The 13,317-nt window shown below is 45.9% G+C and carries 12 protein-coding genes; 7 read left to right on the forward strand and 5 right to left on the reverse strand.

The features are described 5' to 3' along the window. Nucleotides 1-46 precede the first annotated feature (46 nt). From LS482_RS02805 to LS482_RS02815, 3 genes are all read right to left on the reverse strand, one after another. Complete coding sequence (locus LS482_RS02805; protein ID WP_302849377.1) at nucleotides 47-1,099, reverse strand: bifunctional transcriptional activator/DNA repair enzyme AdaA; 1,053 nt, start codon at nucleotides 1,097-1,099, stop codon at nucleotides 47-49. After that, nucleotides 1,077-1,868, reverse strand: coding sequence for an isocitrate lyase/PEP mutase family protein (locus tag LS482_RS02810; protein ID WP_233030234.1), 792 nt, complete (start codon nucleotides 1,866-1,868; stop codon nucleotides 1,077-1,079). Before LS482_RS02810 ends, LS482_RS02805 begins: the two co-directional genes overlap by 23 nt. Before the next feature lie 122 nt (nucleotides 1,869-1,990). Then, nucleotides 1,991-2,938 carry a mechanosensitive ion channel family protein gene (locus LS482_RS02815; RefSeq protein WP_233030235.1) on the reverse strand — a complete coding sequence of 316 codons (948 nt, stop codon included), beginning with the start codon at nucleotides 2,936-2,938 and terminating at the stop codon, nucleotides 1,991-1,993. A 349-nt stretch (nucleotides 2,939-3,287) separates the two neighbouring features. Here LS482_RS02815 and LS482_RS02820 point away from each other — a divergent pair, with 349 nt between their 5' ends. Together LS482_RS02820 and alr are read left to right on the forward strand one after the other, a co-directional pair. Continuing rightward, nucleotides 3,288-4,448 (forward strand): amidohydrolase, encoded by a 1,161-nt coding sequence (locus LS482_RS02820; protein WP_233030236.1) that lies wholly within the window; start codon nucleotides 3,288-3,290, stop codon nucleotides 4,446-4,448. Between the two features lie 114 nt (nucleotides 4,449-4,562). After that, the gene (gene alr, locus LS482_RS02825) at nucleotides 4,563-5,714 is read left to right on the forward strand and encodes an alanine racemase (RefSeq protein WP_233030237.1); all 1,152 of its coding nucleotides are present in this window, start codon (nucleotides 4,563-4,565) and stop codon (nucleotides 5,712-5,714) included. 335 nt (nucleotides 5,715-6,049) lie between these two features. Here the strand turns inward: alr and LS482_RS02830 are convergent, their stop codons facing one another. Next, nucleotides 6,050-6,502: a DUF4442 domain-containing protein gene (locus tag LS482_RS02830; RefSeq protein ID WP_233030238.1), complete on the reverse strand. Its 453-nt coding sequence runs from the start codon at nucleotides 6,500-6,502 to the stop codon at nucleotides 6,050-6,052. A gap of 239 nt (nucleotides 6,503-6,741) precedes the next feature. On the opposite strand from LS482_RS02830, the gene LS482_RS02835 reads away from it, so the two are divergent. From LS482_RS02835 to LS482_RS02850, 4 genes are all read left to right on the forward strand, one after another. Then, entirely contained in the window at nucleotides 6,742-7,212 is a 471-nt protein-coding gene (locus LS482_RS02835; protein WP_233030239.1) for a DUF4870 domain-containing protein, read from the forward strand. A 68-nt stretch (nucleotides 7,213-7,280) separates the two neighbouring features. Further along, complete coding sequence (locus LS482_RS02840; RefSeq protein ID WP_233030240.1) at nucleotides 7,281-7,625, forward strand: PadR family transcriptional regulator; 345 nt, start codon at nucleotides 7,281-7,283, stop codon at nucleotides 7,623-7,625. Further along, nucleotides 7,618-9,357, forward strand: coding sequence for a PspC domain-containing protein (locus tag LS482_RS02845; RefSeq protein ID WP_233030241.1), 1,740 nt, complete (start codon nucleotides 7,618-7,620; stop codon nucleotides 9,355-9,357). Before LS482_RS02840 ends, LS482_RS02845 begins: the two co-directional genes overlap by 8 nt. Nucleotides 9,358-9,494: 137 nt before the next feature. Then, entirely contained in the window at nucleotides 9,495-10,217 is a 723-nt protein-coding gene (locus LS482_RS02850) for a head GIN domain-containing protein (RefSeq protein WP_233030242.1), read from the forward strand. A 57-nt stretch (nucleotides 10,218-10,274) separates the two neighbouring features. Here the strand turns inward: LS482_RS02850 and lnt are convergent, their stop codons facing one another. Further along, the gene (gene lnt / locus LS482_RS02855) at nucleotides 10,275-11,876 is read right to left on the reverse strand and encodes an apolipoprotein N-acyltransferase (RefSeq protein ID WP_233030243.1); all 1,602 of its coding nucleotides are present in this window, start codon (nucleotides 11,874-11,876) and stop codon (nucleotides 10,275-10,277) included. 344 nt (nucleotides 11,877-12,220) lie between these two features. On the opposite strand from lnt, the gene LS482_RS02860 reads away from it, so the two are divergent. Then, nucleotides 12,221-12,964, forward strand: coding sequence for a CDP-alcohol phosphatidyltransferase family protein (locus tag LS482_RS02860; RefSeq protein ID WP_233030244.1), 744 nt, complete (start codon nucleotides 12,221-12,223; stop codon nucleotides 12,962-12,964). Nucleotides 12,965-13,317: the final 353 nt, after the last annotated feature.

Below are 13,317 nucleotides of genomic sequence, written 5' to 3' on the forward strand. Positions count from 1 at the left end.
CAATATTAGTATAAAAAAGAACAGGTTCGTTACAGTGGCACAGATATCACTTATGTTTTCCTTCGTGTTCCAGCAACCACTTTTTCCGGGGGATTCCACCGCCGTACCCGGTCAGTTGTCCGTTAGCCCCTATAATCCTGTGGCAGGGTATAATAACGGAAATACGGTTAAAGCCATTGGCCCGGGCCACCGCCCTCGTTGCCGTAGGTTGACCTATAGCAACGGCCTGCTCCCCGTAGGTACGGGTAGCTCCATAAGGTATGTCCTGAAGTTTTAGCCAGACTTTCTGCTGGAAATCCGTTCCCGGGGTCACCAGGGGGATATCAAATTCCTTTCTTTTTCCTTCGAAATATTCGTCGATCTGTTTTTCTGTGGTTTCCAGATGAATATTGCTGCCCGAGATTATTACGGCCCTGAGCCTTTTGGACAAATCCCTGAATTCAAACTCCAGCATCCTCCGGTCCGTAAATTCAAGCAAGCAAAGCCCCTTCTCCGTAGCACAGGCAAACATGGGGCCCAGCGGGGTGGTGATCCTGTGAATATATATGACATTGCGTTTGTAAGCATCTTCAGGGGCCACCCCGAAAACATTCTTAAAAGCCGTACCGAAACCGCTGAGGGATTCATAGCCCGAATCAAAGGCCGAAGCCGTGACCCGTGTGCCTTTTTTCAATTCCCGTAAAGCCGTGTTGATCCGGATCATCCTTTGGTAGGTCTGAAACGTGATCCCGTGGTGTTTCTTAAACCACCTCCTTATTTTTTCCGGGGCAAAACCCATTTTCCGGATGTCACCATCGGAAATTCTTTTCTCCGGATGTGCCGCTACCATTTTCATTAATTCCCTGGCTTCTTCCGGCGGTTCATCCACGTTCTCTGTAGGCCTGCATACCTTACAGGGACGGTAACCGTGTTGAAGGGCCTCCTTTGCAGTGGTACAGAAAAATACATTTTCCGGTTTGGGTTTCCGGGCCCGGCAGGTGGCTATACAAAATACCTTCGTGGTTTTTACACATACGTAGAAAACACCTAAGTGCTCGCTGTCCCTTTCCAGCAGGGCCTTATAAAACCGTTCTATTTTATTTTTTTCTGTGATCAGCATTTTCAAACAGGGTATTGAACGAGCCCCGGGCCCGTATGTGGTTTATCTTTTGTGTAAATATATCCATTAGCTGCGAATGGATGAAATTGCCGGTGCTTATCCGCTTAACCCCCCATTCCGACAAGATATCAAACGAAGGCAGGTCGGGCATACGCAACACATTTACGGGTAACGCGGTGGCTGATACGACCTGTTTTACAGCATCCTCCCCGGCTATAAAAGGCACAAAAAGCCCGTCGGCCCCGGCTTCTTCATATAATCGGGCCCTTCTTACCGTCTCTTCGGCTGCATCAGGCACTTCGAGAATAAAAGTATCTGTCCTGGCATTGATAAACATCGCTTTTGCTTTTCGGTTCAAATGGTCTTTTATCTCCCGGATAAGCCCTGCAAAATCTTCGGCCGGAAGGAGTTCTCTTTGCGTTCGTACCTTCGAATCCTCAATATTGATCCCGGCTACTCCCAGTTGATGCAGTTTTTCGATATTCCCGATGATTTCGGACACGTTTCTTCCATAACCACCTTCAATATCCACCGACAGCGGTATATTCACTTTGGCAATTATTCTTTTAACCACGAATAACAATTCGTCAAAAGACAGGTTTTCCCCGTCGTCATAACCCAACATATGCGAAATGGCCGCACTTGAAGTGCCCAGGGCTTCAAACCCGTTTTGTTCTATAATTTCAGCGCTTTTTGCGTCCCAGACATTCCCCAGCATCAACGGCGCGGGGCGATGGTGCAATTGTAAAAATTTTTCGTATTTGCTCATGATTTGTTTTTGATACAAAATGACGACATCGCAGATTGTTGTACAACCGAAAAATGGACAAGTATTTTTTGCTGGAGGAGTTTTGGAGTTTTGGAGTTCATTAGGTTGTTTTTTTGGTTCCTTCAGAACGCATCAACGCTTCCCGGTTTGTTGTTTTCCACAAATACCCTGGTCTTCGGCAGGCTGTCGGGAAACTCGCGCTGCAGGAAGCAGAGCAGTTGTTCACGGACATACACCCTGAGGTCCCAGGCATCCGAAGAATTGCGCGTGCTCATCAGGGCCCGCACCTCTACCCTGTTCTCTTTGGCATCCGTGACCTGCAGGACATTGACCTTTCCGTCCCAAAGCCGGGAGCGTTCGAGCAAACGTGTAAGTTCTTCCCGAATGCGATCAAAATCGACGGAATAATCGGTGTAGATAAATACGGTTCCCAGTATCTCCGCACTGGTGCGCGTCCAGTTTTGAAAAGGGTGTTCGATAAAATAGGTTGAAGGGACTACCAGTCTCCGCAAATCCCATATTCTTATTACAACATAAGTTAATGTGATTTCTTCAATACGCCCCCATTCGCCTTCCACGACCACAACATCATCCACCCGGATGGGTTGTGTAAAAGCTATCTGAAGACCGGCCAGCATGGAACCGAAAACTTTCTGCGCAGCAAGCCCCAGGATAATCCCCGCTACACCCGCCGAAGCAAATATACTGATCCCTATCCTCCGGATATTTTCAAAAGACATGAGTACCAGCGCTATGGCCACGAGGATGATAATAAATACGACAATTCGTTCTATGATGTTGTATTGCGTGTAAAGTTTCCGGGAATGCAGGTTGTTTTCTACCGTGATGTCCGCATGCCTCAGGAAAAGCTTCTTGACGATTCCGGTAACAATGATGGCCGCCCAGGCAAAACTGGTAATGAGCAGTATTACTGCGAGTTTTTCCGCGATCTGCCCTATTCCCGCATCCATACTGTAAAAAGTGCTTTTAAACAGGGAGATCACTACCGATAACACAAAGGTCAAGATAGGAAACACGAATTGTTTCAGGTTTTTCAGGGGATTTTTCATAGCAAAAGTCTTTGTTTGCCAATAAAATACGTAAAAAAACAAAAATGTGAAAGCCGGGACACCGGAAAACAGAACAAAAGGGTGGGAGTTTTGGAGTCTTGGAGTTTTGGAATTGGTTAGGTTTTAAGTACGTTATAGTCTGTTTTGAATTATTCAGCTATTTATTTTCAAACAATCAAAAAGCAACACTCCTAACTAAAAAACCAGGAACTCCCGAACTCCGAAACTCATCAACTCCGAAAACAGACTTTTCGCCCTCATTTGCCTTCCATTCCCCGTGAATTTCCTAAATTAGTGGAACCATCACCCCATTACAACATAGGTTTCTCCTGAAAAACACCCTGAATTAATGATCGAAAATATTACTATCGACACGGATAAACTGGTCCGGCTGCGGAAGTACCTGCACCGGCACCCGGAAGTATCGGGCAACGAATATGAAACGGCAAAGACCATACTATCCCTTTTACGGGAATACACCCCCGACGAAATTATAGAAAACCTCGGCGGAACCGGGATAGCTGCTGTTTACGAAGGGAAGGAAAAAGGCAATACCGTCCTGATCCGCTGTGAACTGGACGCCCTGCCCATCCCGGAGATCAATACCTTCGACTACCGTTCCGAAAGCAAGGGTGTGTCGCACAAATGCGGACACGATGGGCATATGACCATGGTAGCAGGGCTGGCCGGGTTACTGCACAAACAACGCCCTGACAAAGGCCGGGTTGTTCTGCTTTTCCAGCCTTCGGAGGAAGACGGGAACGGGGCAAGAAGTGTGCTTTCCGATACCAGATTCAGGGAAATCACCCCCGATTATGTCTTTGCCCTCCACAATCTTCCCGGATTTCCCAAAGGACAGATCGTTATTAAGGATGGGGTTTTTACCCCTGCGGTCAACAGTATTATAATTGCCCTGGAAGGAAAAACCGCCCATGCGGGGGAACCTGAAAAAGGGATCAACCCTGCTCATACTATTGCAACCATCATACAGGAATTTCAGGCACTCGTAAAACCTGACCTGGCCTCTGACGACTTTTGCCAGGTAGCGCCGATACATATAAGAATGGGCGAAAAGGCCTATGGCGTGTCGGCCGGTGAGGGAGAGATCCACTTTACCATTCGCTGCAAGGGAAATGACAACATGAAAAAGATAGAAGAAATTGCAGAAAAAACGGCCCGGGAAACCGCCCGTAAATACGGTTTGAAAGTCAATATTTCCTGGACCCAGAGTTTTTATGCCAATGAAAATAATACACAGGCCGTAGCGTGGATGCGGGAAGCAGCCACTGAACAAGGGTTTGACCTGCACGAAAAAGACACCCCTTTTGGCTGGGGCGAGGATTTCGGCCTGTTCACCCAAAAATACCCCGGTGCCATGTTCGGCCTCGGCGCAGGGGAAAATACCCCTGCCCTGCACAACCCGGACTACGATTTTCCGGATGAGATCATCCCCGTAGGTATCCGGATGTTTTACGAACTGATTAAAAAAGCAACCTCCGGGGAACGGTGATCGGATAATATTGAAAAAGACAGACGGCAGACATTAAAATTGTGCTTTAGCTACCCGGTAATCCCGGCACATGCTTTTCAACTTCTGCTACTAATCGATAAAAAGCTATAAATCATGCATACGAACTCCACGATAGAACTCAGCCTGTCCGCATTGAAGAAGAACCTCTATTTTTTAAAACGGACCTTTGGGCGGAATGTAAAAATATCTTCGGTAGTCAAGGGTAATGCATACGGACATGGCATCAGGGAATTTGCTACCATGGCCCTGCACTGCGGTATTAATCATTTTTCTGTTTTTGATTCCCACGAAGCGAAAAAGGTAAAACAGGTAGTGAAGAAAAACACCGAGATCATGATTATGGGGTTTGTAGACGACGAGGCCATTACCTGGGCAATTGACCATAACGTTTCCTTTTTCGTCTTTGAAAAGGACCGCTTACGAAAGGCTATAAAAGCTGCCAAAAAACTGGGGAAAAAGGCCGGAGTACATATTGAAGTCGAAACCGGAATGAACCGCACGGGTTTCGGGATGCGGGAAATCCCGGGGGTGATACGGTTGTTGCAAAAAGAGAAAGAACACGTAACCCTCAAGGGCCTGTGCACACATTACGCAGGAGCGGAAAGCATAGCCAACTACTACCGGGTCACAGAGCAGATAAAAGTATTCAAAAAAGTACACAGCCAGTTCAACAGGGAGGGCCTCCACCCGGAGACACGACACACGGCCTGTTCTGCCGCGGCCATGATGTACCCCGAAACCCGTATGGACATGGTGCGGATCGGCATCATGCAATATGGTTTGTGGCCCAGCCCGGAAACCTTTGTAAGCCTGCTGAACAAACGAAAAAGCAAGGCTGACCCTCTGGAAAGGGTCATTGCATGGAAAAGCGAAGTAATGAGTATAAAAAAAGTAAAGGCCGGGGATTTTATAGGGTATGGTACCCATTTTATGGCGAAACAAAAAGTGAAGATCGCCATAGTCCCCATCGGGTATTCGCACGGTTACAGCCGCTCGCTCAGCAACCAGGGCCGGGTGCTGATACACGGCCGCAGATGTGTGGTGGTAGGCAGTGTGGGCATGAATATGATGATCGTCGATGTGTCCCAGATACTCGACCTTAAAAAGGGAGATGAAGTGGTTATGATCGGTGCCCAGGGACAGGACGATATGTCCGTAGCTTCCTTCAGTGATTACAGTGACCAGTTGAACTACGAACTCCTAGCCAGGTTATCCAGGGATATCCCGCGAAAAATTGTAGACTGATCTCCGGATTAATTGGCCGGCCACGGATACACGGATGTTTTTTCGGTTGTCCCCTACGGGACTTTTTCCCTTTGGTATCAGCTCTCTTTTAAGGCCCGCTCTTGTCTTCATCAATCGAAAAAGAACATCCGTCCCCGGTATTCCGTCATCAGTCCTCAATAACCAAAAAACTCCGAACTCCCCAACTAACCAACTCCAAAACTTCTTAGTTGATGAGTTTATTAGTTCTTAGTTTTTTAGTTGAGTTGCACAGTGATAGCTTCTTTTTGACTGTTTATTAGCTGCAACATCTAAACATACTAACTCACGAACTCCAAGACTCCCCAACTCCAAAACTACTTAGCTTTCACGGTCCACTCAAAATTAAAGGTGGAAACAACGTCCCCTTTTTCATCCTTGCCCACGGATTGCATCCAGAAAGTCTGTCCTTCCCCGGTGGCTATGGTTTTCTGCAATGCTTCTTCTATACGGTCGCCATCACTGCATATAAAAGTAATCTTTCCTCTGGCCTTCTTGGAAAAAGCGGCATTATTGCTGGCCACGAGCATGGAGATCTTTTTTCCCGTAGCCTGTATTTTGCTGATGACCATGGCTCCGGTAGACAATTCGGCAGCCATACCCTGCACGGCCCAGAACATCGACTTAAACGGGTTCTGATTGATCCACCGGTGTCTTACGGTCACCGCGCAACTCACTCCGTCTATACTTTTCACGCGAACACCACACAACCAGGCCGAAGGTAGTTTGAGCATGGTAAAAGTGTTCAGTTTTGCAGGGCTCATTTTCATAGATGTGCTTTTATGCGACAAGATATTGAAAATATCCTTAGAAAAAGTACAAAACAGACAATAACAAAAATACCCAGGAATTGGATAAAATTCCGGAAAATATTACGGAAGCCCTTTAAACACCGTATTTCAAGCATATTACAATTTCCTTTAAATGTTAATTATATGTTAATTTATAGTACTATGTTTTGCATAATACCTGTTTTTGAATATATATTTGCATAAGAAAATAATAGGTTATGGACTCAACTATCACACAAAATCATAAAAACGTAGCGGCTATCATACACGCTTCTACATTTTCAAAATACCTTATCCCTTTCGGGAATTTTCTGCTTCCGTTGGTCCTTTGGATGTCCAACAAGAAAAATTCCCCTTTTGTGGAATATCACGGCAAGCAGGCCATTAATTTCCAGGTGAGCATACTGCTTTACAATATTGCCCTTTGCATCCTGGCCGTTCCCCTGGCCTTTTTTACCACATGGGATTTCATGGGTTTCACCAATCTGTCTGAACTCAACACACATTCTATAGATATCAATTTCAGAAATATTTTTAATCTCGGGGAATACCTGATACTCTGGGGAGTGTTCGGCACCCTTGCCCTGGGGCTGTTCCTTCTTAACATTATCTGTACCATCATAGCCGCATTACGTGCACACGAGGGCATTCTATACAGATATCCCTTTACCATACCTTTTTTAAGCTAAGACCATCGTTCATCAATCAAAATACCGTCAATCAAAAAACGAACAGTTAATTAAAGCATTATGAACTCATGAAGATCGAAAACACAAAAGCACAGATGCGTAAGGGAGTTCTGGAATACTGCATCCTGTCCATCCTCAGGGATCAGGACAAGTATGCATCAGAGATCCTGGAAACCCTGAAAAACGCAAAGATGCTTGTGGTAGAGGGAACGATATATCCCCTCCTCACAAGGCTAAAGAATGCGGGGTTGTTAAACTATCGCTGGGAAGAATCTACTTCCGGGCCTCCGAGAAAATACTATACCCTTACCGATACGGGAAAATTGTTTTTACATGAACTCTCTTCCACCTGGGAAGAGCTCCACAACGCAGTAACCATTGTAACAAGCCAAAAAACCTCAGACAATGAATAAGACGACAAATATAAACCTGGGCGGACTGTTCTTCCACATTGACGAAGACGCTTACTTAAAGCTCAGGGACTACCTGGACACCATAAAGCGTTCTTTTACCGATTCACAGGGCCGCGATGAGATCGTTGCCGATATCGAAGCACGCATCGCCGAACTCTTTACGGAAAAGATAAAGAACGAAAGACAGGTGATCGGCATGGCCGAAGTAGAAGAGATCATCACCATTATGGGCCAGCCGGAAGATTACCTCGTAGATGAGGAGATCTTTGAAGACGAGCCCAAAAAGGAAACCTCCGCTTCACAACCGCAGCAAAAAACAAGCAAAAAGCTGTTCCGCGATCCTGATGATAAATACATAGGCGGGGTTTCTTCCGGCTTGGGACATTATTTCGGAATCGATGCCATCTGGATACGCCTCCTGTGGATTCTGCTCGTAGTAGGAGGAGCAGGTTCGGGGATAGTGATATACATTCTGCTCTGGATACTGGTTCCCGAAGCCTCGACCACCTCACAGAAACTCGCCATGAAAGGCGAGGCCGTTAACATCAGCAATATAGAAAAGAAAGTGAGGGAAGGCTTTGACGAAGTCTCTGAAAAAGTAAAGAATGTCGATTACAAGAAAGTAGGCAGCAAGGTAAAATCCAGTTCAAGGACCTTCTTTGATTTTCTGGGCGATACCGTACTGGTGCTGCTCAAGGTATTTGCCAAGTTCATAGGCATTATCCTTATCATATGTGCCGCATCCACTATTATAGGATTGTTTATCGGCCTCTTTACCTTCGGCTCCGTGGGTTTTGTGGAAGGGCCGTGGACACATTACATAGAAGTGGTGAACACAACGGGAGTCCCCGTATGGCTGGTATCCCTGTTCAGTTTCCTGGCCATAGGTATTCCGTTCTTTTTCCTGTTCCTCCTCGGACTCAAGATACTGGTCAATAACCTGAAATCCATTGGGAGTACGGCCAAATACGTATTGCTGGCGCTCTGGATCATCGCTGTTATCGGACTTACCATAATCGGCATAAAACAAGCCACAGAAAAGGCATTTACGGCAAGCTCTACGGAAACCAGGCAACTGTCTCTCCCTCTATCCGATACCCTGTGGGTAAAAACCGAAAGTTACGGTTCCTGGGACGACAGGTATTACAATGATGATTTTGACATTGTAATGAACAACGGCACTAAAAAACTATACCTGGAAGATGTTAAAATCAACTTTGCAACCGCAGAAGATTCCCTGCCGCAGGTAAAAATACACAAAAGTGCCGAAAGCAGTAGTTATGAAAAAGCCCGGGAAAAAGCGTCCAATATAGAATATGCGTATTCAATTACGGGCAACGCGCTTTCTTTTCAGGACTATCTGCTTACCGATTACAAAAACAAATACCGTGAACAGGAAGTGGAAATTACCCTGTCGCTCCCCGAAGGCACCGTTGTTTTCATGGACCCTTCACTGAAAAGAAACCTCGGATACAGGTTTGCCAACAATATGGGATATTCCCGATACAATATGCCCGGGCATTACTGGAAAACGGGAAAGGAAGAACTCATTTGCCTGGACTGTGAGGAAGAAACAACGACAACAGAAGATGAGAAAGACGAAAAAATAAAAATAGACAGCAACGGTATTGATATCGACATCAAGGATGAGAATGGGGAAAATTTCAAAATGAAGATTGACGAAAAGGGGATCGAGATCAAGGCCGGAAGCAAAAAAGATACCACGGTATGACGGCTCATCGGTAAATAAACACAGTTCGGTAACAAAACTTACAGCATCCAATAAAAGCATCTGAATTTTGCAATAACAACAATACTATTTAAATCATTCATCTTAATAATCATCTATCAACCAAAAAACGAAACGTTATGACTACAGTAGTAAAAATCCTTATCGCAGCAGCACTTTCCCTTTTTCTGTCCTCCTGTCAATTAGACCGTATCATGGGAGTTACCGGAAACGGCAATGTACAAACCGAAGAAAGGAATATTCCCGAAGGTTTCAACACCATTGAGGCCGGTAACGGGCTGAAAGTCTACATCACACAGGGTCCTGCCACAGCCATTCGTATAGAGGCCGATGAAAATCTCCTAGACATCATCCGTACCGAAGTAAGGGGCGACGAACTCCATGTTTTTTCGGAAAAGAATATTGGCAAGGCCAAGTCTAAAAAAGTATACATCAGTGCCCCGAACATAGAAGCCATTGCTTCCTCCAGCGGAGCCGATGTTTTTGTGGAAAACATCCTGAAAGCCGACCGCCTGGAACTGAAATCTTCCAGTGGCAGTGTACTCCGCCTCGAAACGGAAGCCGATTACATTTCCTGCCGGGCCAGCAGTGGCGCCAACCTTAAAATAAAAGGCAGGGCCAATACCCTGAAAGTAAGGGCCAGCAGCGGCAGTTCCGTAAAAGCCGGCGACCTGGAAGTTGCCGAATGCAATGCAGAAGCCAGCAGTGGCGGTAACATTTCCCTCTATGTCACCAAAGATCTTACGGCAAGCGCAAGCAGCGGCGGGGATATCCGCTACTCCGGTAACCCGGAATCCGTTTCAACAGGTAAATCGGTATCCGGGAGCGTCAGGAAAAATTAAACAATTCGGGCACATGTTATTCTGAGCGAAGCGAAGAATCTCCATGTGCCCGAAAACTTAGCCTATTCCTTTCATTTTCTTCCGGCCTATGGCATATAATAGGAGTAACACGGCCACCATAACGGCAAGCCTCGCAATATAATCGCCATATTTTACGTAAAACGTCTGTTTATTGTTAAGTGCAATGCTTCCTTTCAGGGCGCCCCCGGTGCCGTAGGGTAATGTTTTTAACACATCGCCCTTCTGATCTATAAAAGCAGAGATCCCCGTATTGGCACTCCGGGCTACACTTCTCCTGGTTTCAATGGCCCTTAGCCGTGCATAGCTCAGGTGTTGTTTATGTCCCTGTGAATCGCTCCACCAGCCGTCGTTGGTAATTATGGCGAGGAAATTGGCCCCATTCTTCACATATCCGGTTACAAACTCCCCGTAAATGGATTCATAACAGATAATGGGTGCTGCCCCGTACTCTCCGTTTGCCGAGGTAAACACCGTACGTTTCTTTTGTACAGCACGTGAAGCCACCGTACCGCCCAGGTCGATCATAATATTTCCCAACAGCGGTTCAAGTACATTTTTAAAAGGGAAATTCTCCACACCAACTACCAGTTTCGATTTTATATAATACCGGACACTATCGGTATTGTCGAGCTTTACGGCCGCATTGTAGGCATCGAACCATCCGCCCCCCGGTATTTTGTTGGCTGTGGCCGTAGGTTGTTCTTTCTGCTGGTAACGCCTGTAGAAATCGGCTCCCGTAATAACATTCAAGCCCGGATATTCCCGGGGCAACTGCTGTAGTACGGCCCTGGCGCGGGAACGTTCAAAATTGTCTATATCCGTACCTTCGGAAAGCGTGGTTTCCGGGGCAATTACATAATCGGTATCCGCATCAACCGAATCACGGGCCAGTTCCGTAAGTGCTTTGGCTACAATCCGGTTGTTGAGACTATATTTTTCGCTGTAAGGGTCTACATTCGGCTGTAAAACCACAACATCTACCTTTTCGGCAGGCGCTTCATACCCCTGGTAAATAAACAAAGAAATGATAACCGGAATTGCAATTACCAGCACATTACGGGCTACACCACGGGACAGCTGTTTCTTATCCTTTATCCGGATAAAATGTTCCACGGTCTTGAAAACCCCTATATTCACGATCCAGATCCAGAGGCTACCGCCAAAAGTTCCTGTGTATTCATACCATTGTATCCAGGAAGTGTATTCGGAAAAACCGTTACCCAGGTTGAGCCAGGGCCAGGAGAAATCCCAGTTGAGATGAAACTTTTCAAAAGCGATCCACAGTGCCGGGAGAAATACCAGGTGTATTTTGGAAGGCAGCTTCCGGGCCACCAGGTGATACATCCAGAACACAAGCGTCATCAGCAGTGAATTGACCACTATGGCAAAGAACATACCGAAACCCGTGGAATACCATATCCACCATGTGGTTATGCTGTTCCACACCGCAAAGGTGAGATAGGCATACCCGAAAACTTTCAGTCCCCTTCTCTTCCGGCCGGATGTCCTTATATTTTTTTCGGCGAGGAGCAACGGCACAAAGGCCATAAAAAGCAGGACGGGAACTCCGTACACAGGCCAGCCCGCAGCGAGTAACAAGCCCGATACCAGGGCGAGAAGCAAGTTGTTTTTTGTCATTTTTACTGTATTAACCATATATTCCGGGATGCGGTACCGGACTTATTAACCTTATAAACGGGCAAGTTACCAAACTTATGTGAAAAATCACCCGTGCAATTTAAACAAAAACCTTCATGCTGCCCTCACCTGTCAACCTTTGTCGTCAGGTAAAAAAATCCATAGTTTTATGCGCTGTGTTTTCCGGTTTATGCTGATATTCTGCTGTTTTCGGTTTTTCTTTGCAGGATTTAAGAGGTATTTTTATCTTAACAAGGCCATAAGACAATAACTTTTCAGCTATATTCTCTTTTGTCTTTTCACAGCAAAAATTTAATGGTATTTTTACCAAAACTTTATACCGGATGAAACGACATATTCCAAATATCCTCACCCTTCTTAACCTCCTTTGCGGCACCATAGCCGTGATACATGCCGTACTCGGACGAATGGAGACCGCGGCACTTTTTGTATTCCTCGGTATCCTTTTCGACTTTTTTGACGGGTTTGCCGCAAGAAAGCTCAATGTACAGAGTGAAATGGGCCTGCAACTGGATTCCCTTGCCGATGTGGTAACGAGCGGGGTGGTACCCGGCATTGTTATGTATCACCTGCTGCAAATGAGCGTGGACCCCGGCTCATGGGAACATGAACTTTCTGTCGACCTGACCACAGCTGAAGGGTTTCTCCCTTTCCTGGGGCTGCTTATCCCCCTGGCCTCTGCATACCGCCTGGCCAGGTTCAATATTGACGATGACCAGCAGACATCGTTTACTGGACTCCCCACCCCGGCCAATACACTGTTTATTCTTTCGCTCCCGTTGATCCTTATCTATCAGGGCAGCGACCTGGCCATTACAATTATCCGCAATACCTGGGTGCTTATCAGTATAACGCTTCTCAGTTGTTACATACTCAATGCCAACATAAAACTGTTTGCCCTGAAATTCAAGAACTGGGGATTCAAGGAAAATACGGTGAAATATGTTTTTCTCATCCTCTGTGCAGTATCACTGATTCTCCTGAAATTTGCCGCTATCCCCGTGATCATCATACTCTACATCGTCATTTCGCTAATGACAAAAGAACCGTCTTCCGGGCAGGGATAACGAAGTATACCACGTTCTCCATATCATGCCCTCGGGATACAAGGATAAGATCATTCGCTTTGCATTTACCTGCCGACAAACAATTTCTCTTCTCTAGCAGGCAGACTCCCGTTACCAGTGGTCATACTCCGACCGGAAAATACTAAAATTCTTGTTGTCAATAATATATTTCTTTAACACCGGCTAATTGAAAACAAGATACAGGCCACAGACTTCTATATTGTAAATACAGTACCACTACCAGCTATTTCCGGCTTGACTGAAAGATTATTAAACGGACCAACCACAATTATTAAAATATAACCTTCACCTTTTAACCTGTAATACTTTCAAAAACAATTGTTAAACTTTCG

Source organism: Sinomicrobium kalidii (genome assembly GCF_021183825.1).
GTDB lineage: Bacteria > Bacteroidota > Bacteroidia > Flavobacteriales > Flavobacteriaceae > Sinomicrobium > Sinomicrobium kalidii.

Excerpts from the sequence above, each read along its gene's own strand:
- LS482_RS02805 (WP_302849377.1), bottom strand. The coding sequence starts at position 1,099 with ATGCTGATCACAGAAAAAAATAAAATAGAACGGTTTTATAAGGCCCTG.
- LS482_RS02810 (WP_233030234.1), bottom strand. The coding sequence starts at position 1,868 with ATGAGCAAATACGAAAAATTTTTACAATTGCACCATCGCCCCGCGCCG.
- LS482_RS02815 (WP_233030235.1), bottom strand. The coding sequence starts at position 2,938 with ATGAAAAATCCCCTGAAAAACCTGAAACAATTCGTGTTTCCTATCTTG.
- LS482_RS02820 (WP_233030236.1), top strand. The coding sequence starts at position 3,288 with ATGATCGAAAATATTACTATCGACACGGATAAACTGGTCCGGCTGCGG.
- alr (WP_233030237.1), top strand. The coding sequence starts at position 4,563 with ATGCATACGAACTCCACGATAGAACTCAGCCTGTCCGCATTGAAGAAG.
- LS482_RS02830 (WP_233030238.1), bottom strand. The coding sequence starts at position 6,502 with ATGAAAATGAGCCCTGCAAAACTGAACACTTTTACCATGCTCAAACTA.
- LS482_RS02835 (WP_233030239.1), top strand. The coding sequence starts at position 6,742 with ATGGACTCAACTATCACACAAAATCATAAAAACGTAGCGGCTATCATA.
- LS482_RS02840 (WP_233030240.1), top strand. The coding sequence starts at position 7,281 with ATGAAGATCGAAAACACAAAAGCACAGATGCGTAAGGGAGTTCTGGAA.
- LS482_RS02845 (WP_233030241.1), top strand. The coding sequence starts at position 7,618 with ATGAATAAGACGACAAATATAAACCTGGGCGGACTGTTCTTCCACATT.
- LS482_RS02850 (WP_233030242.1), top strand. The coding sequence starts at position 9,495 with ATGACTACAGTAGTAAAAATCCTTATCGCAGCAGCACTTTCCCTTTTT.
- lnt (WP_233030243.1), bottom strand. The coding sequence starts at position 11,876 with ATGACAAAAAACAACTTGCTTCTCGCCCTGGTATCGGGCTTGTTACTC.
- LS482_RS02860 (WP_233030244.1), top strand. The coding sequence starts at position 12,221 with ATGAAACGACATATTCCAAATATCCTCACCCTTCTTAACCTCCTTTGC.